Origin of the sequence: Streptomyces fodineus, assembly GCF_001735805.1 — a bacterium.
GTDB classification, from domain to species: Bacteria; Actinomycetota; Actinomycetes; order Streptomycetales; family Streptomycetaceae; genus Streptomyces; species Streptomyces fodineus.
Genome location: NZ_CP017248.1, coordinates 8,786,653 through 8,808,784, shown reverse-complemented (window position 1 = coordinate 8,808,784; position 22,132 = coordinate 8,786,653). Strand labels below are relative to the sequence as shown.

18 protein-coding genes are annotated in these 22,132 nt (G+C 70.6%); 8 read left to right on the top strand and 10 right to left on the bottom strand.

The window, feature by feature from the left end:
* Positions 1-46: 46 nt before the first annotated feature.
* Positions 47-1,624, bottom strand: a complete 1,578-nt coding sequence (locus tag BFF78_RS38165) for a VMAP-C domain-containing protein (protein ID WP_069782619.1) — start codon at positions 1,622-1,624, stop codon at positions 47-49.
* A complete protein-coding gene (locus BFF78_RS38160; RefSeq protein WP_159033132.1) occupies positions 1,621-2,604 on the bottom strand; it encodes an effector-associated domain 2-containing protein in 984 nt (327 codons plus the stop codon). The genes BFF78_RS38165 and BFF78_RS38160 overlap by 4 nt, the downstream gene beginning before the upstream one ends.
* A 317-nt stretch (positions 2,605-2,921) precedes the next feature.
* Between BFF78_RS38160 and BFF78_RS44150 the strand changes: the two genes are divergently transcribed.
* The 4 genes from BFF78_RS44150 to BFF78_RS47495 all read left to right on the top strand — a co-directional run bounded on the left by BFF78_RS44150 (position 2,922) and on the right by BFF78_RS47495 (position 7,169).
* Positions 2,922-3,086, top strand: a complete 165-nt coding sequence (locus BFF78_RS44150) for an aromatic-ring hydroxylase C-terminal domain-containing protein (protein ID WP_227026032.1) — start codon at positions 2,922-2,924, stop codon at positions 3,084-3,086.
* A gap of 165 nt (positions 3,087-3,251) precedes the next feature.
* Positions 3,252-5,624: a SpoIIE family protein phosphatase gene (locus BFF78_RS38155; protein ID WP_069782617.1), complete on the top strand. Its 2,373-nt coding sequence runs from the start codon at positions 3,252-3,254 to the stop codon at positions 5,622-5,624.
* Between the two features lie 122 nt (positions 5,625-5,746).
* Entirely contained in the window at positions 5,747-6,085 is a 339-nt protein-coding gene (locus BFF78_RS38150) for a hypothetical protein (protein WP_069782616.1), read from the top strand.
* Positions 6,086-6,299: 214 nt separating this feature from the next.
* On the top strand, positions 6,300-7,169 hold the full coding sequence (locus BFF78_RS47495; RefSeq protein ID WP_069782615.1) for a hypothetical protein: 870 nt from the start codon (positions 6,300-6,302) through the stop codon (positions 7,167-7,169).
* A 60-nt stretch (positions 7,170-7,229) separates the two neighbouring features.
* On the opposite strand, the gene BFF78_RS38140 is transcribed toward BFF78_RS47495, so the two are convergent.
* From BFF78_RS38140 to BFF78_RS38130, 3 genes are read right to left on the bottom strand one after another with little or no spacing between them, the layout of a single operon-like run.
* Positions 7,230-8,204 carry an antibiotic biosynthesis monooxygenase gene (locus BFF78_RS38140; RefSeq protein ID WP_069782614.1) on the bottom strand — a complete coding sequence of 325 codons (975 nt, stop codon included), beginning with the start codon at positions 8,202-8,204 and terminating at the stop codon, positions 7,230-7,232.
* 6 nt (positions 8,205-8,210) lie between these two features.
* Positions 8,211-10,928 (bottom strand): molybdopterin-dependent oxidoreductase, encoded by a 2,718-nt coding sequence (locus tag BFF78_RS38135; protein ID WP_069782613.1) that lies wholly within the window; start codon positions 10,926-10,928, stop codon positions 8,211-8,213.
* Entirely contained in the window at positions 10,925-11,752 is an 828-nt protein-coding gene (locus BFF78_RS38130) for an FAD binding domain-containing protein (RefSeq protein ID WP_069782612.1), read from the bottom strand. The genes BFF78_RS38135 and BFF78_RS38130 overlap by 4 nt, the downstream gene beginning before the upstream one ends.
* Positions 11,753-12,157: 405 nt before the next feature.
* Between BFF78_RS38130 and BFF78_RS38125 the strand changes: the two genes are divergently transcribed.
* On the top strand, positions 12,158-12,832 hold the full coding sequence (locus BFF78_RS38125) for a hypothetical protein (protein ID WP_069782611.1): 675 nt from the start codon (positions 12,158-12,160) through the stop codon (positions 12,830-12,832).
* Positions 12,833-12,997: 165 nt separating this feature from the next.
* On the opposite strand, the gene BFF78_RS38120 is transcribed toward BFF78_RS38125, so the two are convergent.
* Together BFF78_RS38120 and BFF78_RS38115 are read right to left on the bottom strand one after the other, a co-directional pair.
* Positions 12,998-13,732, bottom strand: coding sequence for an LmeA family phospholipid-binding protein (locus tag BFF78_RS38120; RefSeq protein WP_159033131.1), 735 nt, complete (start codon positions 13,730-13,732; stop codon positions 12,998-13,000).
* Between the two features lie 37 nt (positions 13,733-13,769).
* Positions 13,770-15,974, bottom strand: coding sequence for an MMPL family transporter (locus tag BFF78_RS38115; RefSeq protein WP_227026031.1), 2,205 nt, complete (start codon positions 15,972-15,974; stop codon positions 13,770-13,772).
* Between the two features lie 169 nt (positions 15,975-16,143).
* Here BFF78_RS38115 and BFF78_RS38110 point away from each other — a divergent pair, with 169 nt between their 5' ends.
* The 3 genes from BFF78_RS38110 to BFF78_RS50315 all read left to right on the top strand — a co-directional run bounded on the left by BFF78_RS38110 (position 16,144) and on the right by BFF78_RS50315 (position 17,984).
* A complete protein-coding gene (locus BFF78_RS38110) occupies positions 16,144-16,767 on the top strand; it encodes a TetR/AcrR family transcriptional regulator (protein WP_069782609.1) in 624 nt (207 codons plus the stop codon).
* 217 nt (positions 16,768-16,984) lie between these two features.
* A complete protein-coding gene (locus BFF78_RS38105; RefSeq protein ID WP_069782608.1) occupies positions 16,985-17,359 on the top strand; it encodes a hypothetical protein in 375 nt (124 codons plus the stop codon).
* 145 nt (positions 17,360-17,504) lie between these two features.
* Positions 17,505-17,984: a helix-turn-helix domain-containing protein gene (locus BFF78_RS50315; protein WP_079161904.1), complete on the top strand. Its 480-nt coding sequence runs from the start codon at positions 17,505-17,507 to the stop codon at positions 17,982-17,984.
* A gap of 140 nt (positions 17,985-18,124) precedes the next feature.
* Here BFF78_RS50315 and BFF78_RS48730 read toward each other — a convergent pair whose 3' ends face one another.
* The 3 genes from BFF78_RS48730 to BFF78_RS38095 form a co-directional block, all read right to left on the bottom strand.
* The gene (locus BFF78_RS48730; protein WP_227026030.1) at positions 18,125-18,286 is read right to left on the bottom strand and encodes a hypothetical protein; all 162 of its coding nucleotides are present in this window, start codon (positions 18,284-18,286) and stop codon (positions 18,125-18,127) included.
* Positions 18,287-18,447: 161 nt separating this feature from the next.
* Positions 18,448-19,587: an alpha/beta hydrolase gene (locus tag BFF78_RS38100; protein WP_069782607.1), complete on the bottom strand. Its 1,140-nt coding sequence runs from the start codon at positions 19,585-19,587 to the stop codon at positions 18,448-18,450.
* Positions 19,584-22,049: a thioester reductase domain-containing protein gene (locus tag BFF78_RS38095; RefSeq protein ID WP_237282561.1), complete on the bottom strand. Its 2,466-nt coding sequence runs from the start codon at positions 22,047-22,049 to the stop codon at positions 19,584-19,586. The genes BFF78_RS38100 and BFF78_RS38095 overlap by 4 nt, the downstream gene beginning before the upstream one ends.
* Positions 22,050-22,132 lie beyond the last annotated feature (83 nt).

Sequence of the window (22,132 nt, the reverse complement as noted above, 5' to 3'; positions counted from 1 at the left end):
CCGGACGCGTCCCCCCGGACGCACCGTCCCCTGGAAGCATCTCGTCCTACCCTTCCCGCTGCGCGGAGGAATCCGCCGCCTCTCCCCGCCCGCCGGGAAGGCGGTCGGGGTCGTCCCAGAGCAATGCCGCGTGGCGACCGAGCGTAGAGGAGCCACCCCCAGCAGGATCCCCGCCCCCAGCAGCTATGCGCAACGACCTGACTTCGTCAGGTAACCGGTGTATGCCCTTGCTCGAGACCAGTTCCAGCAATTCGTTACGAAACACTGGATCCACTCCCCCACGGCGATCCCACACCACGATCGGTACTCCGGCCCGGAGCGACGCATCGAGCTCGTCGCCCCCGACGGCCACATGCTCCTGGTTGCCGGGCGGCGCGCTCAGCACGACCATGACCGGGTGCGGTTCCGAGAGCAGACGGTCGGGATGTTCGCCGGGGAACCAGTGGACCGGTCCCCGGCAACCGGGCTTCAGCGCGTCCCAGCGCTTGGCCCAGCGCCCATGGGTGGCTCTGCCCTCCACTCGTTCGAGGCTGCGCAGCACCACCGGGTGGTCCTTCCCGAGGGTGGCATCCGCGTTCCCGAACCCCTCCTTCGCCCAGATTTCCACCGGTAGATCCATCAGATCCCGCGGCAGTACGAACTCCAGGGCGAGATCTTCCTTGCACAGGTAGGCCCACCCGGTCTCGGCCTCCTGCACCAGCGACTTCACCCGCTCGGGCAGTTCGCCCACGTCGACCTCCAGATCCCCGCCCTTCACCGGGTAGGGGTCCGGGCTGCTGCCGTTCTGGCACCAGTAGGTGAGCTGCCGCAGGCCCTCGTGCTCGGAGTAGAACAGGGGGCGCAACCGGATCAGCAGCCACGTGGAGGGCGCCCAGACGCCTTCCCGGTCGATCCCCGGCAGGGGCACCGGCGGCGCCGGAGGCCGCTCGTGGCCGAAGGCACGCGGGGGACGGCCGGGCGCGGGGCCGGTCTCCGCTCCCGCGGCGGCGGGCAGGGCGGCGACCGCGCCGCCGTCGGCGGTCGCGCCGAGCGGATACGCCTGGGGGCACCCGCGGTGCTCCCCCACCCATGCGAGCAGCTCCTGCTGCTGCCGCCCCTTCGCATACCGTGCGAGGTGCTCGATCAGCAGGACGCAGGGCAGCGGCTCGCCGGGGCGGGCGTTGAGGGTCGCGGCGTGCAGCACCGCCGACCACGGTTCGGCACAGTGCGCGGGCAGCGGATCGGGGCGGTCGAGTGCCTCGCGGTAGGCGCCCGCGATGTCGAGCACCTCCAGGCCGCCCAGCAGGGTCATCAGCCGTTCCCAGGTCCTGGCCGGAAAGAGCGGTACCTCGGCAAGGGCGATGGCGGTGCGCAGGCGGGCCATGTCGCGGGTTTCTCCCTCCAGCATCGACACGACCCCGCCGAGCACCTGGAGGCCGTCCGGATACGGCAGCACGGCGCGCAGCAGGGACAGCAACGCGAAACGCCGGCGGCTGGTTTCCGGCAGCGTGATCCTGATCTGCAGCGCCCGGCCGACCTGGCGCGCGCATTCGTGCAGCAGTGCGGGCTCCTCGAAGCACGGGACGGCGTCCAGCGCGTCGAGCAGGATTTTGGGCGGCCCCCAGGAGTCTGGCGAGTACGTCACGACGACCCGCCTCCCGGGGCGGCCGGCCAGAGCCTGTCGAGGAGTTCGAGGGCGGTCCGGGCGGGGCGCGAGCCGTCGTCGAGCATGCGCAGGGCGTCGATCAGGGCCTGCCTGCCATGCGGGTGCTGGGCGCATGCCTGGACGAGGAAGAAGAGCTGCAGCCGCGGCCGGGAATGGGTCCGGACGGTGTGCCGGATGCGGGACGGCAGCAGACCGCGCAGTGTGGCGGCGCCGTCGTCCTCGATCTGGGGCACGGCGAGGAGGGCGTCGGCGAGGGCGAACTGGTCCTTGTCGGACGGCGGTTCGGGCCACGAGTCGGGCGGGGGCGGCGATGAGGCTTCCCCTGCCGCGCTTTTCGGCACCGTCGCGGTTTCCGGCTCCGGGCCCGCGAGCGCCGGGGCCAGATCCGGCCACATGTGTGCCGCGGCCTCCAGGGGAAGCATCCAGGCCACTTTGGCCTGTTGGTCGGTGTACGCGGCCGTGACCATGCCGATGACTCTTCGGGCCGCCGGGTCCCATACGCCGGCGCCGCTGAATCCGCGGCCGACGGGCGCCCCTGCCGAGCCGAGCCCCTCCAACTGGATCCAGTCCCGGTACGGACCACCGCGACCGACGAGCCGGGCCCGGGACCACAGCCCGTCGGGAGCCCCCGCGGGGTGGCCGTACGCGGCGACTTCGCGCCGGTCCGGTTCCCCGCACCGGCCGAGTCTCGCCACGGCCGTACCGTCGGGAGGCGACCATGCCGTGCGCAGCACGGCGAGGTCACCCCCGGGCCCGCCGGCGAGCGGGCCCGGATACCAGCCGTCCGGTGCTACGGTGGCCTCCCCGGCCGCGACGTCCGGACGACCCGGCACATCGACCAGGACGGAGTGCCCGGAGACGGCCTCCGAACGGCCGCCACGCGGGCCGGCGGCCGACACCACGACGTGTGCGCAGGTCAGTACCACGCCCGGACGCACCAGAATGCCGGCGCCGTGCACGCCTCCTCGCGGTGACAGGACGCGCACCCTCCCTAAGGCCGACGCTTCCGCCGTATCCCCGTTGTCCACCTCATGTCCCTTCCCCCGCACGCAGCCGTCCACGGACGGCTCCACGAATGAACCAGCGTACGAAGCGCATGCGCCTGGCGCACGGGCTGTGCGTATCCCGGAGCTTTGCCGGAACGGGCACGCATGAACCATCGGTGAGCGCCCGGGCGCCCGGAGGAGCCCTCCGGACAGCGCCTCAGGGCGGGCGAAGCCACGTCGGCGGCCGTAACCGCAAGCAGGACGAGGCAGTTGGACGGCGTGGCGACGGGATGCGCAGCGGTCGCGCCGCGTCGGATCCATTGCACGGCAACGGAAAACTCGCGCTCCTCATCCGCCCCGACGGCCATGTCGCCTGGGCGGCCGCCCCCGGCGGCACACCCGACATCTCCGCACTCCGGACGGCCCTGACCACCTGGTTCGGCCCGGCCCGGTAGACCGGCGAGGAAGGCGGCCACGGCGCTCGGCGTCATCGTCGGCCGCCCCCACCGGTCCCCGAGCCGCTCGGCGGTCGCCCTGTGTGAGCGCCTGGCGATCCCGCGTGCGGTTGTCGTCCGTCGTGCGGCACGGGATGCTGAGGGAGCACGAAGGGAAGCGGTGCCATGGATCGTTTTCCGAAGGCGGCCAATGTTGATTTCCACAGTCCCTTGGACCTCTCCAGGGCCGCCGCCGCAGTGCTGGACGACGACGGCCGCATTTCCGGGTGGGGACCCTCGGCCCAGCACCTGCTCGGGCATGCACCCGAGGACGTGCTCGGCCGGCCGGCCGCCGAGCTGCTGGCGGCGGCCCCCGGGCAGCGGCTGTCCGCCCTCTGCGCGGCGCACAAGCCCCGCAGCACGGTCCTGGACCTCTGCTGCCGGGACGGCCGTACCCTGAGGGCGGCCGTCACGTTCAGCCCGCTCGCGCACCGGGGCGTCGCCGCGACCGTCGTGGTCGCCGCCGACCTGGAAGCCCTGCGCGGCTGGGAAGCGCAGCTGGCGCTGCTGCAGGGAATGGCGACCGAGTCCACCGTGGGCCTGACGATCTTCGACACCGACATGCGTGTCGTCTGGGGGAACGTCTCCACCGATCTGGAGCTCGCGGGGATCGCCCAGTACATCGGCCGGCCGGCCGCGGATCTCTTTCCCGAAGGCGAATTCATCTCCCGCCACCACCCCCCGGACGAAGACCAGATCATGGAGCAGGTGCTCACGACGGGGGACCCGATCATGGGCATGCACTATCGCGGGCGCGCCCCCGCCGACCCGGTGCGCGAGCACGTATGGTCCTGCTCGTACCACCGGATGGTGGACGCCCGCGGCGAACCGCTGGGCCTGTTCGAGGAGTCCCTGGACATCACCGAGCGCTACCGCGCCCAGGAACGCCTCTCACTGCTCGTGCGGGCCGGAAAGCGCATCGGTGCCTCGCTGGACGTGCGTCGTACGGCCGCGGAGCTTGCCGACGTGGCGGTGCCGCAGCTGGCCGATGAAGTGCTGGTCGACCTGCCGCCGGCGGTCATCGAGGGGCGGCAGCCGCCGACGGGCTCGGCGCCGGGGCACAGTCTGCTGCGGATGCACGGCAGGACCCCGGAGGAGTTCCGGACCACTCCCGTCTCCTACCCGCCCACGTCACCGCAGGCCATGAGCCTGGCCACCAACCGCCCCGTCGTCGACGCCTCCCCGCCCCGGACACCGGCCGAGACGGGCCCGGCCGTCCCGCACTCCTGCCTCTTCGTCCCGCTGCTCACCCGCGATGCGGTCCTGGGCCTGGCCACCTTCCGGCGCAGCGGCAACCCCGACCCCTTCGGGCCCGAGGAGCAGACGCTCGCCGTGGAACTGGCCGAGCGGGCCGCCGTCGGCATCGACAACGCCCGCCGTTACACCAGCCAGCATGCGGCGGCCCTGGTACTGCAGCGCAGCCTGCTGCCACAGCACCTGCCCGAGCAGAGCGCGGTCGATGTGGCGTACCGCTACCTGCCTGCCGACAGCCGCGTGGGCGTGGGCGGCGACTGGTTCGATCTGATCCCGCTGTCCGGTGCCAGGGTGGGCCTGACGGTCGGCGACGTGGTGGGCCACGGCATGCACGCGGCCGCGACCATGGGCCGGCTGCGCGCCACGGTGCGGACCCTGGCCCTGCTGGACCTGGACCCGGCCGAGCTGCTCACCCGGCTGGACGGCCTGGTCGCGCAGGACTCCGCACCCCACGCGCATGACGGGCTGAGCGACGAGGCGCTGGGGGTGACCTGCCTGTACGCGATCTACGACCCGGTCAGCGGCCGGTGCGCCTGGGCGAGCGCGGGCCATCCCCCGCCGATCGTGGCCGATGCGAGCGGCTCGGTGGCCTTGTCCGCGCTGCCGCCGGGCCCGCCCCTGGGGCTGGGCGGCCTGCCCTACGAGAACGTGGAGCTGAACCTGTCCAGCGGCAGCGTGGTGGCGTTCTTCACCGACGGCGTCGTGGAGGACCGGCGCACCGACATCGACAGTGGAATCGACCGCCTGTCCCATGTGCTCACCTGGCAGCGATGCCCACTGGAGGAACTGTGCGACCGGGCGCTGTCGGCCCTGCCGCCCGGACCGCAGGCGGACGATGCCACGCTGCTCCTCATCCGCACCCGGCGGCTTGACGCCGACCAGGTGGCGGACCTGGAACTGCCGCCCGACCCGGCAATGGTGGCTCAGGCTCGCACGGTCACCGAGCGCCAGCTGGAGACCTGGGGCCTGTCCGAACTGGCGTTCAGCGCCGAACTCGTGGTGAGCGAGCTGGTCACCAACGGCATGCGGTACGCCACCGGGCCCGTCATGCTGAGACTGATCAAGGACCGCTCCCTGCTGTGCGAGGTCTCCGACAACGCACACACCGCACCTCACCTGCGTCGAGCACGTCGGGACGACGAGGGAGGCCGCGGCCTGTTCCTCGTCGCCCAGGTGTCCCAGCGCTGGGGCACGCGCTACACGTCCTCCGGGAAGACGATCTGGGCCGAGCTGGCCATCCCCTAGGAGGCCGGCACCATCGGGCCGGTTGTCGCGGGTGCACCCTCGGATGTCTCAGGTTCACGCCCGGGCACCGCTGCTCTTCACTGACCACAGGAAGACAGCGACTCTGCCTCACGGGGGTACACATGCACAGCAGGAAGCGCATCCTCGCAGCCGGCCTGGCCACCGCGGTCTCCGCCGTGGCCCTCACCGTCGCCGGTGTGGCGGCTCCGGCGCAGGCCGCCGGGCCGGGGACCGTCGACTGCGACGGCTGGGTGCACAACAACGATCCTGACGTCGGTATCGCGGGCTGCCAGAACAACACCGACCACACCGTCACGTTCCGCGCCGAGATCGTCTGCGGCTGGGCCCCGGACGTCTCCGGCAACTGGGTGACGCTGAACCCGGGACAGTACAGCGAGTCCACCGGCTCCTGCGCGTTCTACAGCACGGGGGTCGGCAGCGTGGGCTGGACCATCCAGTGACGCATGCCCCCACCGCCCGCAGGCGCTGCGGGCGGTGGGGGCCGCCGGGGGAGCAATCGAGTACACCTTCGAGTTCTAAGAGTCGCCCACCCCGTGGGGTCCATGGAAGCACTTCGAGACCAAGGACTTCGGCGGCTACCCCTGGACCCACACCAAGCACGGCGGCTACGCCACCACCATCCCCTCGAAGTACATCAGCGCCGACGGCAAGTCGGTGTGGCCGCAGTCCAACGTCTGCCCCTGCGGCGGCGGCTACCCGGCGAACGACAACTGGGCCTACACCTTCTCGCTACGCCAGATGCATCTCGAACCGCGGGTGCCGTCCACCCCGTCCAACGCCGCGGACCCCACCCGCGACCTCGCCCGTGAGCCCGGCACGGTGGGCATCGAGCGCGCCTCGCACTACGGCAGCGTCCAGTACTACGACGACGGCAACCTCACCCAGTCGGACGACGACTGGAACGACGAGAACAAGACGGCGAGCTGGTGGGGCTACGCCTGGCCGCGCAGCTACACGCTGGACCGCGTCGTCTACACCACCGGCAACATGTTCTCCGACGGCGGCTGGTTCGCGCAGAACCCGCGCGTCCAGGTCCGCACCAACGGCACCTGGACCGACGTCGCCGGTCTGACCGCCTCGCCGTCCTATCCGTACGACTCCACCGCCGGGCCCAACCACACGTACCGGTTCGACTTCACACCGGCTGCCGGTGACGGCGTACGGATCACCGGCGTTCCCGGCGGCACCCGTACCTTCACCTCCATCGGCGAGCTGGAGGCCTACTGCAGCGGACGCGCCGGCGGCACGCCCGCCAAGTACTGGGTGGACACCTCTCCCACCGCGCCGGTCTACGCCTCGCCCACCAGCAGCACCCAGACCGGCACCCTGAACGCGGGCACCAACTACGTCTACTGCAAGGCGTGGGGCCGCCAGATCGGTGACGCCACGGCCTACAACCACTGGTGGCTGAAGACCGACCCCGACACCGGACCGGCCGGCCAGTACGTCTCCGCCTACTACCTCACCCGCTGGGGCAACGACGAGGCCAAGGACAACAACGGCACCGTCATACCCGACTGCTGACCACCGCGCCTCCGGCAGGCCACGCCCGCCGGAGGCGCCATCCGTCCGGGCGGTCGCCGGTCAGGGCAGCGTCCAGAAGCGGACCGTGACGAGGTAGAAGACGGCCGCCCAGAAGGCCATCACCGCCGCGACGATGCCGAGGCCACGGAGGTTGGTTCTTGCCGCCGGTTCGTCCGGCGGTGGCCGCAGCCATCGCCCGAGCAACGGGTTCACGTAGTAGGGCATGGTCAGGAAGCTCATCAGGAAACTCGACAGCAGGTTGCCCACGAGCAGGCCGATCCAGAGCCGCAGGTGCAGCGGGGACAGAGCGAGCGTCAGCAGCACGACGGTCGGGTACAGGCCGACCCAGACGGCGAGGGAGGTCCTGGTCTCGGAGGGCGGCGGCGGTGCCTCCTTGCCGTTGCCCTCGAAGGCGAACCAACTGCCGAACGAGTTGTCGATCGTGTGCAGTTTGAAGTCGCTGAACTTCTCGCCCTCGGCCAGGATCTCCTGCCGTTGGGGCGACGTCAGCCAGGCGTCGAGGTGTTCGGCGCTGTCGTAGCGGTACAGCGTGGTCCATTCCTCCTGGAGCCCCTCGATGGGGCGGAAGAGCTCCGTCCCGCGGAACCCCTCGAACTTGCTCTCCTCCTGGACCATGCGGTGCTGCCAGGCGAGGAAGTCGTCGACCTGGTTCGGGTGCACGCGGTGGGTGACGACCACGGTGACCAGCGGATCCAGTGACTGCGTGCCGCTGCTGACCACCTGCTGGGTCGCCGGGCCGTCGAAGTACTTGGCGCCGACGTCGAGATACGTCTGCCTGGTCGCGCTGTTGATCCACGCCTGCAGATGCGCCACCGAGTCGAACCGGTACACGACGACCCAGTCGGGTTGCAGCGATGTCGGCGGGGAGATCTCGGCGCCGAGGAAACCGGGGTAGTAGGCGGCCGCGTTGTTGAGGTCCTTCTGCCACGACTCGAACTCGCGCTCCATCCCGGGCAGGACCTTCTGACCGATGATCGCCGTCGCCGCGGCGGCCACGTTCTTTTCGGCGTTCATGGTGACTCAACCTGCCGACACCGACTGCTCCGCAGGGAGTCGGCCGTAAATGCGTTCCGGAGTCAGCGGCAGCGCACGGTAGCGGACGCCCGTGGCGTCATGCACCGCGTTCGCGAGCGCGGGGGCCACCGGGTTGATACAGCACTCGGCCATCCCCTTCGCCCGCATGGGCCCCACGGAATCCGCCGAGCCCACCAGGAGCACCTCGGTACGGGGGATGTCGGCGTAGGTGGGGATGCGGTAGTTCCGGAGGTTCGGGTTGACCATGACACCGCTGTCGTCGACGTGGTAATTCTCGGTCAGCGCGAAGCCGATTCCCTGGGCGACGCCGCCCTCCACCTGTCCCCGGACCTGTGCCGGGTTGATGATCACTCCGGCGTCCGCCGCCTGCACGCTGTACAGGATCCGTATCTCCCCCGTGACGCGGTGCACGGCGACCCGGAAGCCCTGCGTGTTGGAGGTGACGCTCCGGGGCGAGCCGTATGCCTTGCGTGCGGCGGTGAAACGGATTCCACGCGCCCGGGCCAGCGCGACGAGTTCGGCCAGGGACACCCGCCGGTCCCCGCAGACGACACCGTCGTCGTCCATCATGCACATCACGACATGGACGCCCGTGTGCGCCGCCGCGAATTCCAGGATGCGGTCGCGCACGGCGTTGGCCGCCCGCAGGACCGCGTTGCCCGCCACGAAGAGGCCCGCGCTCGCGAAGGCACCCGTGTCGAATCCCGTGCGGTCGGTGTCGGACTGCACCAGACGGATCCGCGACGGCGTCGTGCCCAGCTGGTTGGCTGCGATCTGGACATGGGCCGTGGAGGTTCCCTCCCCGAACTCGGGGGTCCCGACGGCCAGTTCGTAGACGAGATCGTCGCCCAGCGTGACCCAGGCCTCGGAGAGGTGCTCCGTCGGGGGCGCGGTCTCGTGCAGGGAGCTGGCCACGCCGGCTCCGACGAGCCACTCGGGGCCGGGAGGCGGCAGGTCGGCCGTACGGGCCAGGGCGTCGCCCACCAGGTCGATGCACTGGGCGAGCCCGTCCTCAGTGAAGATCACGTCGTCGGGGCCCTCGTGCATGGCGACCAGGGGCTCACCCGGCCGCACGATGTTGCGTCGGCGCAGTTCCAGCGGGTCGAGGTGAAGGGCGCGGGCCAGTTCGTCCATCGCCGACTCCACGGCGAACGCCGGCTGCGTCATCCCGTAGCCTCGCAGCGCCCCGCTCGGCACGGTGTTGGTGTAGACGGAGTACGCGTCGTACTTCTTGTTGGGGCAGCGGTAGATCATGACGGCGGCTCCGCCCGCGTACACCGTTTCGCCGCCGTGGTTGCCGTAGGCGCCCGTGTTCGACACGTTGCGTACCTGGAACGCGGTGAGCGTTCCGTCGGCCTTCGCGCCGAGCTTGACCGTCAGGGTCATCGGATGCCGCGGCGAGGCCGTGGTGAACTCCTCCTCACGGGTGTACTCCAGACAGGTGGGCCGCCCGGTGTCCAGGGTGGCGAGCGCGACCAGGTCCTCCGCGATCACCTCCTGCTTGCCGCCGAATCCGCCACCGACGCGCTTGCAGAACACCCTCACCTCGTCCGGGCGCAGCGCGAAGAGGTACTCCAGTTTGACCTTCGCGATCGACGGTGACTGGGAACTGGTGCGGACGTTCAGCCGGCCGTCCTCCATCCAGGCGATCGAACCGTGGGTCTCCAGATGGGCGTGCTGCACGCGAGGTGTGAAGTACGTGCCTTCGTGGATCACGTCGGCCGCGGCGAATCCCGCGTCGACGTCGCCGATGTGCGAGTGGAGTTCGACCAGGATGTTGTGGGCGGGGTCGCGCACGAACGGATCGTCGGAGCCGTGCAGTTGGGGGGCGCCGTCGGCCATCGCCGCCTCGGGGTCGAACACCGCCGGCAGCACCTCGTACTGGACCGCGAGACGCCGGCAGCCCTCCTCGGCCGCCCCGACCGTGTCGGCCAGGACCGCGGCGACGCGCTGGCCGGCGAAGCGGACCGTGTCGTCGAGGATGTAGGTGTCGTCCGGGTCGACCAGGTGGTCGGTGTGGATCGCCGTGGTGAAGCGTCTGCGGGGTACGTCCTCCCAGGTGTAGACCCGGTGCACGCCGGGCACCGCGAGAGCGGCGCTCTTGTCGATCGAGAGGATCCGGGCGTGCGCATGGGGTGAGTGCAGCACCTTGAGGTGCAGCATGCCGTCGATCTTCGTGTCCATGGTGAACTCGGCGTGACCCGTCACCACGTCGTGGCCCGCGGGCGCGCCGACGCTCGTCCCGACGGCCTTGCCCGGTGCGGCCGTCTCCACCGCGCTGACGCCCTTCACGGCGTCCTCGATCGCCCGGTAGCCGGTGCAGCGGCAGAGGTTGCCCTTCAACGCCCGTGGCAGATCCGCCTTCTGCTCCTCGGTGAAGGTGGCCGATGTCATGATCATCCCCGCGGTGCAGAAGCCGCACTGGAACCCCGGGGCCTCCTCGAACTGCCGCTGCATGGGATGCGGGGCGCCGGGCCGTCCAAGGCCCTCGATCGTGGTCACCTCACGGCCGTCCGCGCGGAACGCGGGGGTGATGCAGCTGTGTATCGGTACGCCGTCCAGCCATACCGTGCAGGCGCCGCAGTCGCCCGCGTCGCAGCCCTTCTTGACGCCGTAGTGGCCGAGTTCGCGCAGGAAGGTGCGCAGGCACTGGCCGGGGGCCGGTTCCCGGTCGAATGGCTTGCCGTTCACGAGGTAGCTCATGGCAGGTCCCCAGCCGTGAGTTCGCGGCAGATCTCTTCGGCGAAGTGCCGTGTCAGATGCCGGCGGTGGTCGGGGGTTCCGTTGGGATCGGCGAACCAGACGTCGGCCGGCAGGGCGTCGATGCTTAGCCGCAGGGTTCGGACATCGGGCAGGGAGTCGAAGGCGATGCGGACCGGCCGCGTGGTGCCGGCGGTGACGGTGAGCACCAGGTCGTTCGCTCCCAGCCGTTGCGTGCCGACGAGGAACACCGTCGAGCGGCCGAGCCGGGTCAGCGTGAAGCGACGGTGCGCGGTGCGTTTGCGCAGGGCGTGCTCAGGAATGGTGATGCGCCGGAGGATCTCCCCCGGGGCGAGAATGTTGCGGTGGTCGCCCGTGACGAAATCGAGGGCGTCGACGAAGCGCACGGAGCCGTCGGGCGCCCATAGCTCGTACTGCGCCTCCAGCGCGACCGTCAACGTGATCATCGGGCCGGCGGGCAGGGACATGCAGATGTTTCCGCCGACGGTCGCCGCGTTCCAGACCTTGAACGAGGACAGGAATGCCTCACAGCTTTTCCGGAAGAGGATTCCGGCGGTCCAGCCCTGCGGCCATGGGAAGGCGTACAGGTCGCGAATGGTGCATGTGGCGCTGATCTCCAGGCCCTCGTCCGTCGGAACGAGGGGCTCCCAACGCAACGCCGTCAGGTCGATCAGCCGTCGCAGGTCCGGCTGCTCGGTGGAATAGAGCCATGTTCCGCCTGCGAGCCAGGCGTCGCCCTCGTGCCAGTCCATGGCCGGCCGCTCGGACGGTCGCCGGATTACTTCGGTGATGGTGTTCAGGTCCATGAAAACCGACCTACGGGAGAACGGACCTACGGGAAGGCACCTGTCCCCTGGCACTGCTGGAGTGGATTTCCCGCTGACCGAGCAGGTGTTGGCCGCCATGCCGCACCGTCGGGCGGCCGAGCCGCGAGGGACCGGCGGGCACGGACACTTTTGTCACAGCTTATCGCAGCATGCGGACGGTGGCCCGAGGGCGAGGACAGCTGAAAGTGTCCGGCCGACCCCGAACCGTGACGGCGTTCTTCGACGGCCACGACCAGGTCAACCCCGCCGCCGTATTCCCTCAACTCGTGGTGTAAACAAGTCGGTTGTTGCGTCTCCTGGATCGCAACAGGCGGTGATCGCGGTGACCTCGGTCGCTCTTTTTGCGGTCGCCGACCCCCCTCATGCACGGCGAAAGGCACATGTATGGCGAACAACCGCAGGATGCGCTACGGCGGACGGATGCTGGCGCTCTCAGCGGCTGCCCTGGGCATGGTCGCGGCGATAGCCGTTCCGGCCTCGGCCGACGACCAGCCCACCCGGGCACAGCTCATAGCCGACTGCGACTCGGGTGAAGGGAAGTGCACGTTCAACGATCCGCAGTTGGGCCGGGCGTATCTCGGAGACTTCCACCGGGTCTCCGACTCGCTCTACAACTGCAGCACTTCGTCTGCCACCCAGTCGATGACCTGGTCCGACACGGTCGGTTCGACGGACTCGGCGGGTGTATCCGTGACCGCCGGCGGCAAGATAGCGGGAATCATCGACCTCAGCGTGACGGCGACCTACAGCCACACCTGGTCGAGCACGCACTCGGAGACCAGCTCCGTCAACATGACGGTGAAACCCGGTGAAGTCGGCTGGATCTCCCGTGCACAGGTGATGCAGACTGTCTCCGGCACATGGCAGACCCATTACGACAACCGTAAGTGGGGTCACTACTTCTGGTTCGTCCCCGACGTCATCACCGGGCCTGCCCCGAACGGGACGGACGGCCGGAGCAACGCGGTGGTCGTCAAGTCCAGGAAGATGACCACCGAGGAGAAGCGGTCCTGCTCCAGCCACTCCCGTAAGACCAAGACGTTCGTCGTCCGAGGCTGATCCAGCGATCGTGTGCCTGGCTGCCTCGCGGGCCGCATACCCGCGAGGCAGCCGGGGTCGGCTGAGCGGGGCGGCCGGCACGAGCAGCCGCGATCCCACGAGGCGGACTCGCCGGTCACATCAAGCGAAGGTCGACAGCCATCCCGTCACCAGGCCGCGAACCCGTCAGGCGGCTGCGCCGACCGCGGTCGGTGCCGGTCCGGCCGCGATCGAGAAGGCCAGGACGAGACCGTGGTCGGTGGCGTGTGCCGAGGTCAGCGCGACGCCGCGGGGCAGGCCGGTGACGGCCAGGGTCCGGGGCGCGAGTTCGTCCCGCAGCCCGGAGGCCCCGGGGCGGGCCACGAGGTCCTCGACCGCCACGCTACGGCCGAGCACGCTGACGGTCTTGGGCGTGATGGTGAGCGCGTCCGCGGTCGTGGACACCTCGGCCCGGACGATGACCGGCAGCCCGAGGCGGCCGACGCTCCCGCTCAGGAGCAGGGCGCCGTCCCGACCGCCGGCTGTCAGGCCGTCGTGGCCCAGCGCGCCCAGGCGCCGGGTCACCTGGTCGTATCCGACGGTGGCGGTCCCGGTGCCACCGGCGCTGTCGCCGCCCGTGGTGACGTCCTTCAGACGGACGGACACATCCATGACGGTGTGCTGACGGTGTACGCCCTTGGCGCTGACCTCGATGTCGCCGACGTCCCCGGCGAGGGTCCGAAGTCCCGCGAGCGGCGTGGTGAGATCGGCGTGCACCGGCCCGTCCGGCCTCAGCCGGGTCGCCGCCCGGGCGGCGATGCGCTCCTCGGTCCTGTGCTCGACGAGAAGATCGGTCGCGCAGGCGAGGGCGGCCAGTATCGCGCTGATCGCGACGAGGATACGGATCTTGCTCCGGCGGTCACCGGTCACGTGGTCACTCACTCCGAGACGGTCGGCTGGGCGGGCGGGTGAGGCGGGGTCAGGCGGACAGCTTCGGGAGAATCCGGTCGAGTCGGCGGGGGATCCACCAGTTCGCCTTGCCCATGAGGAACATGGCGGACGGCACCAGGACGAGGCGGACCACGGTGGCGTCGACGATCACGCTGATCGCCAGTCCCAGGGCGAGCATCTTCACGACCACGGTCGGCGAGGCGGTGAAGGAGAGGAACACCGCGGTCATGATGAACGCGGCGGCGGAGATGACGCGCGCCGTCGCGGACAGCCCCTCGCCCACGGCAAGCCGGTTGTCACCGGTGCGCTGCCAGGCTTCGGCGATCCGGGACAGCAGGAAGATCTCGTAGTCCATGGACAGCCCGAAGACGATCGCGAACATCATCATCGGGACGTACGACTCGATGGGCACCGGCTCCGACAGCCCCAGCAGCGAGTCGCCCCAGCCCCACTGGAAGACCGCGACGAGCACGCCGTAGGACGCGGCCGTGGTGAACAGATTGAGGACGACGGCCTTCAGGGGGATCAGCACGCTGCGGAAGACCGTCATGAGCAGTAGGAAGGCGAGGACCAGGACGATGCCGATGACGATCGGCAGCCGCTCGCCGACCGTGTCACGGAAGTCGGCCTGACCGGCCACGCTGCCGGTGAGATAGGCCTGGGCGCCGGTGCCGTCGAGGGCCTTCGGCAGCGTCTGCCCGGAGAGGGTGCCGAGGAGAGCGCCGGTCGCGGCGTCCTGCGGGCCCGTGGTCGGGGTGAGCGTGGTGACGAAGACCTTCCCGTCGGCGCTCGGCTTGACAGGGGTGAAGGAAGCCACGCCATGGGTGTCCCGGAGCGCGCCGGCCACGGCGTCGGATATCCGGGTGGCCGGGGTCTTCGTCCTGCTCACGTCGATGACGGCGAGGATCGGGCCGTTCGCCCCGGTTCCGAAGCCCTGCCCGCCGGCGTGCGCGATCCAGTCGTAGGCGGTACGGGTACTGCTGCCGGGCCGGTCGGCGCCGGCGTCGACGTGGCCGAGGCGCATCGACAGCAGCGGGACGGAGCACATGCCGAGGACGGCGAGGCCGATGGCCAGGAAGGTCCAGGGGCGCCGCGAGACGAGTCCGGCGTAGCGGTGCCAGCCGTCGTGCGCCCCTGCGCTCTCGGCGACGGGGCGGCGCATCCGGAGCCGGTCGATGCGCCTGCCGACCAGGCCCAGGGCTGCCGGAACCAGGGTGAGGGCGGCACCGGCGGTGACGACGACGGCCAGGGTGGCCGCCAGGCCGATCTTGCCGATGAAGCTCAGCCCGCACGCATACAGGCTGAGCATGGCGACGGCGACCGTCAGGGCGGCGATGAGGACGGCACGGCCGCTGGTGTGCGCCGTGCGGGCCGCGGCCTCGACCGGATCGCGGCCGTCGATGAGGTCCTGGCGGAAGCGCGTGGTCAGGAACAGGGCGTAGTCGATGCCCACGCCCAGGCCGATCATTCCGGCGAGGGTCGTGGCGGACGTCGCGAAGGACACGGTGGCGGCGACGATGCCCACGATCCCGAGGCCGACTCCGACGCTGATCAGCGCGGTGACGAGCGGCAGCAGCGCGGCGAGGACGCTGCCGAAGGCCAGCAGCAGGATGACGAGGGCGGTGGCGACGCCCACGCCTTCGCTCAGCTTGTCGTCGGCCGGTTCCCTGACCACCTGTTCGAGGTCGCCGCCGTAGGCCACGCCGAGCCCGGCCGCCCTGGCGGGCTCCGTCGCCGTGTCGAGTCGCGTGGTGTAGGCGTGGCCGAGATGCTTCAGCTGCTCGTCGAAGGAGACGGTGGTGTACGCGGTGTGCCCGTCGGCGCTGGTCACGAGCGCGGAGGCGGCGGTGACGTGCGGGAGGTCGCGCAGGCCGGCCAGCGTTCGGTCGAGTGCGGACTGCCGCTCGGCCACGGTGCCGGAGTCGATGTGGAAGACGACCTTGCCGCTGGGCCGGCCTGCTTGGGGCATGGAGGTGGCGAGGAGGCCGGCGCCGGTGTGGGAGGCGGTGCCGGGCAGGCTGACCTCGTCGCTGAAGGTGGGTGCGGCGAGGTGCCGGCCGGCCAGGGCCGCCACGAGGACGAGCAGCCAGGCGGCGATGACCGCAGCCGGGTGCCGGGCGCAGAAGCCGCCGAGGCGGCCGAGTCCGCCGCGCGTCGGGGCGGGTTCCGCCGAGGGGTGCGCGCCGGCGTGCGCTTCGGCCTGCTCCAGGAGGTGCTGCGAGGGTCGGGGCACCGTGGTCTCCCAAGAAAAAGTGTCACGAGTGACACGTACTCTAGAGAGAAAGTGTCATGGATGACAATTGGCATCAGTGACAGTTTGCATCCGCGACACCCGCGGCCGCCCCGGCGCGTGACATGCGTGCCAATTGACAGTCACGACACCATGGCAGAGGCTTCGACACATGCCGAGTGAGATCACCCCCGCTGGACTGCGCGAACGCAAGAAGGAGGAGACGCGGCGCCTGCTGCTGGAAGGAGCCGCGCGCCTGTTCAAGGAGCGCGGCTTCGAGGCCACCACCGTTGCGGACATCGCCGCATACGCGAACGTCTCCGTCCGCACCTTCTTCCGCTACTTCGACAGCAAGGAAGCCCTGCTGCTGCCCGACGGCGTCGAAATCTTCGCCTACGTCGAGAACGCGCTGTCGCGGCGCCCGGCCGACGAGGAGCCCCTGGACGCGGTGTGCAGCGCCCTGCTGGCGGCGGCCGAACCGTTCTCGGCCTCCACCCTGACCGCCCTCGGCCATCCGCTCGAGGACATCGAGAACGTCGTCACGGCCCGCCTCGTGCAGGCGTTCTCCGACTTCGAGGAGCGGCTGACCGGGCTGGTGCACCGCAGGCTGCCCCCGGACACGCCCGACGCCGACCTCAAGGCGGCCGTGATCGCCTGCGCGGCCCTCTCCGCCGTGCGCGCCGTGCTGAGGACACGCCGGGCGCGCCGGGCGTCCGGCATCACGGACACGGGCCCGGCGCCCCTGCTGCGGGCCTTCGGGATCCTGCGCGAGATCGGCTCCCCCCAGCATCCATGACGGCGGGGGGAGTTGACGGCTGACGATACGGGTGTCGTGGCTCAAGGCAGACTCGGCCTCTGAGAGCTCTTTCAGCGCACGCCGACAACCGGCTGGGCCCCTCCTCCGCACCCGGAAGCCTGCAGCACTCCGCCCCGATCGCCTCGTCCGGCCTCGGCACCCTCGGTCACGGCAGACGCTCTGCGTCTCCTTCGCCGGAAGCGGGTACGAACCGCGCATGCAGCACAACAGCGCGCGCCTGAAGGCAGCATGGATCTGCCTACTCATCGTCGGTGCCGGCATTCTCGTCTTCGGTGTCGTCGCCGCGGTCGCACCGGGGGCCGGCGACGAGCAACTCATGCGGGCCGACGGTGTGGCCGCGACCGGTATGGGCCTGTTCGGTGTGCTGATCACCCTCGTACCGTTCCGCCGAGGGGAACGGTGGGCGTGGTATGCGCAGTGGTACTACCCGGCCTTCTGGATCGCCCACTTGGCGGGAGGGTTCCCGCCGGGCAAGGACCATGTCCACCAAGTGGTGTTCATCGTTCTGTCGCTCGTCGGGCTGCTGCTGCCCGTTCGCGTCTTCTTCCCCCGCGCCACGACCCACGCCTGAACTGGTCACCCGTCAGCGCTCGTGCGTGCCCGAGCTGGTGAACGGAACCGTGGGCGTAGTCGCAGTGTTCTGCCTGTTGTTCGGGCAACGGGGTGGTGAGGAGGCGAGGGGTTGGTCAGCCTGCTGGTGAGGAGCCCGAAGGCAGATATTCACATGGGAACTGCTGGCCACCGCCGCGTCATGGCTCAGTTTCTCCTCCCGCGCGACGGCCCGTCTGAAGATCCACCGCAACGCCCTGATTCCACGTCTGCCACTCATACAGAAGCTGCTGGGCCTTGACCTGAACCGGCTCGCCGACCAGGCTGCACTGGCGCTCGCGCTACGCACGATCACCTCAGGCATCCCGCCCCGCCCGGAGCATCGCACGTCAGAAGCCGAGGGGACAGCGCCCTCCTTGGCCGAACTCCTCGCGTCACCCCACGTCGTGGCGTGGGCACAACGACAGCTCCGTCCCATACGGACGCCGGGCGTCCCGATCTCCATCGCGCAAACGCTCACTACCTGGCTTCACCTCGATGCACGTATCGGCCCGACTGCCGCTGCACTGACGCAGCAGGGAGCGTTGGAGCAGTGCTTCGTTCCGTGCCAGGCGATTGCGTACCGCGGATGCCGAGACGGACCGTAGTGCCCGCCGTTGTCGACGCCGACGAAGGCGCAGCCGTGCCGAAGGCCTTGTGCAGCCCGAGACCGCTTTCCCACGGGGTGGGGTTGCCCCGGCGGTTCTGCAGGATCAGGGTGTTGCGCGGGCATACCCGCGGTGAGCGGTCACTTGCGGTCGACGGCGGTGCGGGTGGCGTAGCCGGCGACGTCGTGCGGCCATTCGGCGTCGCCACAGGTGAGAGCCATGAACATGGTGTCCTGGTTGTCCGCGGGGATGCCCGGGGACGTCGGGGTGTCAGCGAGCACCTGCTTGAGAACCGAGCGCACGCCGCCCGCCGCCGATGTGACTCGGGCCGCGATACCGGGATGGGGTCGGGGGCCACGTCGTACGTCGTTGCGCACCGTCGGCGGCGAGTTGCGGCATGCGGTGCCTCCTGGAGCGTGGTTTGGTCACCAGCTGGTTCGGTGGTCGGCCGACCAGCCGGCCGTCACCGCCGTCCGCCGAGAAAATCGAGGATGTGACCGAAGACGTCCAGGGCGGCGCCCCGGCCGAGGAATGTGTCCAGGTGGCCGTAACCGGGGATCTCGGTGTAGGACACGTCCAACTGGGGCTGGCGGTCGGCGAGTACGTCGTGGCAAAGCCGCTGGGAGTCCAGCCACAGCCCGTTGTCGCTGCCGGCGAGCAGCAGCACGGGGGTGTCGATCCGGCCGGCCGCGTCCAGCGCATTGGGCGGCAGGTGACGGTAGCGGTGGTCGGTTTCGTGCCAGCGGACCACGCTGCGGGCCAGCTCGATGCGGCGCAGGTGGGGCAGGATCCACAGCGGCGCGGGGCCGAGGAGGTCGGCGAGGCGGTCGTGGGTGGCCTCGGACAGGTTCTCGTGCACGAAGAGCGAGGCGCCCGTGCCCCAGGCGGAATTGTGCAGGATCTGGCAGGTCGGGTCCGGGCAGCTCGCCTTCCGTGAAGCCAGAGCGAACAACGGGGTGTACTTCGACCACAGGCCCACCTTGCGGAAGTCGACCGGGATGTGGTCGATCCGCGTCTTCAGCAGCTCCCCCGCCAGCGACATCCGCAGCGATGTCCGGCCGGCCAGCTTCGGCGTCAGGAACACACCCTGGGACACCACGCCGGCGAGGCCCGGCACCAGTCCCGCCGCCATGCTCAGGGACAGCGTGAGCGAGCCGATGCAGTGGGCGACCACGAACACCGGGCGGTCGCCTATGCGCTCGCGGACGTGATTGACGGCCGCAGGGATGTCGTACAGGGCCACGTCGTCGTAGGTGTACCTCTGGCCGGTCTCGTTGTACGGCAACCGGCAGCTGCCCCGCCAGTCCAGCAGCCAGGGCTCGTAGCCGTCGTCGAGGAGAACGTCGACCAGATTGCGGGTCTCCGGCAGCAGGAACATGTCGGCGGACGCGGTGTGTCCGTGCAGGAGCAGCACGGCGGGGCGGTCCGCGGCGCCGGTGTGTATGCGGGTCAGGCCGAGCCGGACGCCGTCGTCCGCCCGGAAGGGGATCTCCTCGACGCGGGCCGGGTCGAGGCGGTGGTGGAGCGGGCGCAGGGCCGCGGTGGTCCTGACCCGGGGCAGCGCCGACCCGCCGGCGCGGGAGGTGGTCGTCCTGAAGATCATCGGTGGCGCTCCGTGGGGGTCGGGGTGCGGCGCAGGTCGAGCAGGTCCGCGGCGGCGCGGGCGAAGGGGCCGAGCAGGCCGCGGCCCATCTCCAGGCCGAACCAGGCGAGCCAGGTCAGCTTGGCTGCCCGCTTCTCCTGGCTGGTCAGACGCGGGTCGACCTTGATTCCGTCGATCTGGTCGCGGACGTAGGAGTCCGCGGGCACGACGACTTCGCCCGCCAGGCTCGCCGCCTCGCCCTCGCGGCCGATCCGCACGGTCAGCGCGCGGGTCTGCCGCCACAGGTCGCGGCGGGCCCGGGCGTACTTGTGACCCTCCAGCCACCAGTGGCCGCCGTCGGCGTCGCGCAACCGCAGCCGGTAGCACAGGAGTTGGTGCCTGAGTCCGTGCTGCTGCGGGATCCCCTCCTCGGGGCGGATCCAGACGTCGCCGCGCTCGACGGTCAGCGGCTCGGGATGTACGGCGGTGCAGACGACCTCGCCGGTCACGTCCACCCGGCGCTCCTTCACCAGCTGGTACATGCTCGCGATGGAGAGGGTGAGCGCCATGGAGCAGGGGTTGTCGGCGAGGGCGCCGACCGGTCCCACGCTGCCCTCCGTCGTCTCCGAGAACCACAGGTAGGGCTGGTCATCCTTGTGCGGCAGCCTGGCGAGGCCGTCCTGGGCGAGCCGCTCGAAGGTGCTGAGCTGGGCCTGCGCGTCGTAGCGGGCCGCGGGCGGCAGCCCTAGCGCCGCGACCAGCGCGGCGGTGCGTGCGCCTTCGGCCGCCGGGCCCTTCAGGGTCGCCTCACACAGCTTGAGGGCGGTAGGGCTGTGCAACACCCTGGAAAGGAAGGCGAGTTCGGGGACCGGTTCGGCCTCCAGGCGGGCCAAAGCGTCGGTGCGCCACTCGTCCCAGTCCTGGACGCGCACGTGCATACCTCCGAGCGCCATGTCACGGACGACGTCGTCGAGGGTGTTGGGCACACCGGTGAGGTTGTAGTCGTAGCCCCAGGCGTCGGGCTCGCAGATCGCGGCGACGGCGACCCGGCTCACCCAGTCCACCGGGGCCGCGTTCAGGTAGCGGAAGGCGGGTACGGTGCGGAAGCGGCCGAAGGCCGAGATCAGGCCGCTGCTGAGGTCCTGCGGGTTGTAGGCGCCGGTCTTCGTGTGGCCGCCGATGCCGCCGGGGCGCAGCGCGGTGACGACCAGGCCGTGGTCGCGGGCACGGCGCAGGGCGACCTCGGCGGCCCACTTCGACTGGTCGTAGCCCGAGACGAGCCGGTCGACGTGGGCGAGTGGGTCGTCCTCGCCCATGGAGGTGATGCCGACCTCGTTGAAGACGGCGATCGAGGAGATGTGGTGCAGCGGCTTGGGCCGCCCGGTGGCCGCGAGTTCGGCGAGGGTGAGCGCGCCGAGGACGTTGCTCGCCCGCAGCGACTGGTAGCCGCGCAGGAAGTCCACGGCCGCGGCCACGCCCACGACACTGTCCAGTGCGTGGGCGAGCGTGTGCCACAGTTCGTCGGACAGGCCGAGCCGCGGCCGCCGGATGTCGCCGGGCAGCACGGTCACCCGGCGCCGCACCTCCGACGACCAGGGCAGTCGGTGACTCTTCAGCGCCTCGCCGAGCCGGTCGACGGCCGCCTCCTCGTCGGCCGCACGGACCAGGCAATGGACATGCGCGTCACTGTGCCGGAGCAGGTCGAGCAGCATGTGACTGCCGAGAAAGCCGGTGGCGCCGGTCAGCAGGATCCGGCGGGGCGGCAGCGGCTCGGGCACGTCGGCGAACGGCAGACGGTCGGCGAGGCTCAGATCGGCGAGGATCTGCTCGAGGTCCTCGCGGCAGGCCCTGCTATACCGTTCGTCGCCACTGCCGACACGGGGGCGAAGCGCCGGTGAGGTGCGCGGAGTCGGGATCGGAAGGGTGCGCGGGGCGAGAGCCGGAAGAGCGCCCGCTGCGGAGAGCGGCAGTGTGCCAGGTGCCGGAGCCGCAACAGCACCTGCGCCGGAAGCCGGCCGCGCACCGGCGACCGGAACCGGCAGAATGCCCTGGGCGGTGGGCGCCGGGGTGCCTGCGTGCACGGCCCGCGGGGTGGCCTCGCTCGACGCTTCGTCCCCGGTCGCCTGCAGCCAGCGCCGGGCGAGACTGATCGGACGGGCGTCGGCGAACACCTCGTCCAGGTCGAACTCGATGCCCAGCTCGCCCTCCAGCTCCGCGACGAGTTCCACAGCGTGCACGGACGTGCCCCCCGCGTCGAAGAAGTCGGCGTCGGGCGACAGGTGTCCCGCGGGCAGATGGCGGCCCGCCGCGGCGGCGATGGCGGCGGCCACGCCGTCCACGTCCCGGGGCGGGGCGGGGGCGGCACCGGAGTCCGCACCGGTGGCGGCCTGCATCACCCTGGCCAGCAGGTCGTCCACGCCGAGCCCGCCGCCACCGCGCTCGATCGCCTCGGCGGTGGCCCGCTGCCCGGGTTCCTCGGTCATGTCACGCATGAGAGCCCTTCACGATGTGCGCGTCCTTTACCTTGCTTCCGACATCTGAGGAAGTCCTCGCCTGCTTGCTGCGG

Excerpts from the sequence above, each read along its gene's own strand:
- BFF78_RS38110 (WP_069782609.1), top strand. The coding sequence starts at position 16,144 with ATGCCGAGTGAGATCACCCCCGCTGGACTGCGCGAACGCAAGAAGGAG.
- BFF78_RS38130 (WP_069782612.1), bottom strand. The coding sequence starts at position 11,752 with ATGGACCTGAACACCATCACCGAAGTAATCCGGCGACCGTCCGAGCGG.
- BFF78_RS38105 (WP_069782608.1), top strand. The coding sequence starts at position 16,985 with ATGCAGCACAACAGCGCGCGCCTGAAGGCAGCATGGATCTGCCTACTC.
- BFF78_RS38095 (WP_237282561.1), bottom strand. The coding sequence starts at position 22,049 with ATGACCGAGGAACCCGGGCAGCGGGCCACCGCCGAGGCGATCGAGCGC.
- BFF78_RS38140 (WP_069782614.1), bottom strand. The coding sequence starts at position 8,204 with ATGAACGCCGAAAAGAACGTGGCCGCCGCGGCGACGGCGATCATCGGT.
- BFF78_RS38125 (WP_069782611.1), top strand. The coding sequence starts at position 12,158 with ATGGCGAACAACCGCAGGATGCGCTACGGCGGACGGATGCTGGCGCTC.
- BFF78_RS38100 (WP_069782607.1), bottom strand. The coding sequence starts at position 19,587 with ATGATCTTCAGGACGACCACCTCCCGCGCCGGCGGGTCGGCGCTGCCC.
- BFF78_RS38135 (WP_069782613.1), bottom strand. The coding sequence starts at position 10,928 with ATGAGCTACCTCGTGAACGGCAAGCCATTCGACCGGGAACCGGCCCCC.
- BFF78_RS44150 (WP_227026032.1), top strand. The coding sequence starts at position 2,922 with ATGCGCAGCGGTCGCGCCGCGTCGGATCCATTGCACGGCAACGGAAAA.
- BFF78_RS38150 (WP_069782616.1), top strand. The coding sequence starts at position 5,747 with ATGCACAGCAGGAAGCGCATCCTCGCAGCCGGCCTGGCCACCGCGGTC.
- BFF78_RS38155 (WP_069782617.1), top strand. The coding sequence starts at position 3,252 with ATGGATCGTTTTCCGAAGGCGGCCAATGTTGATTTCCACAGTCCCTTG.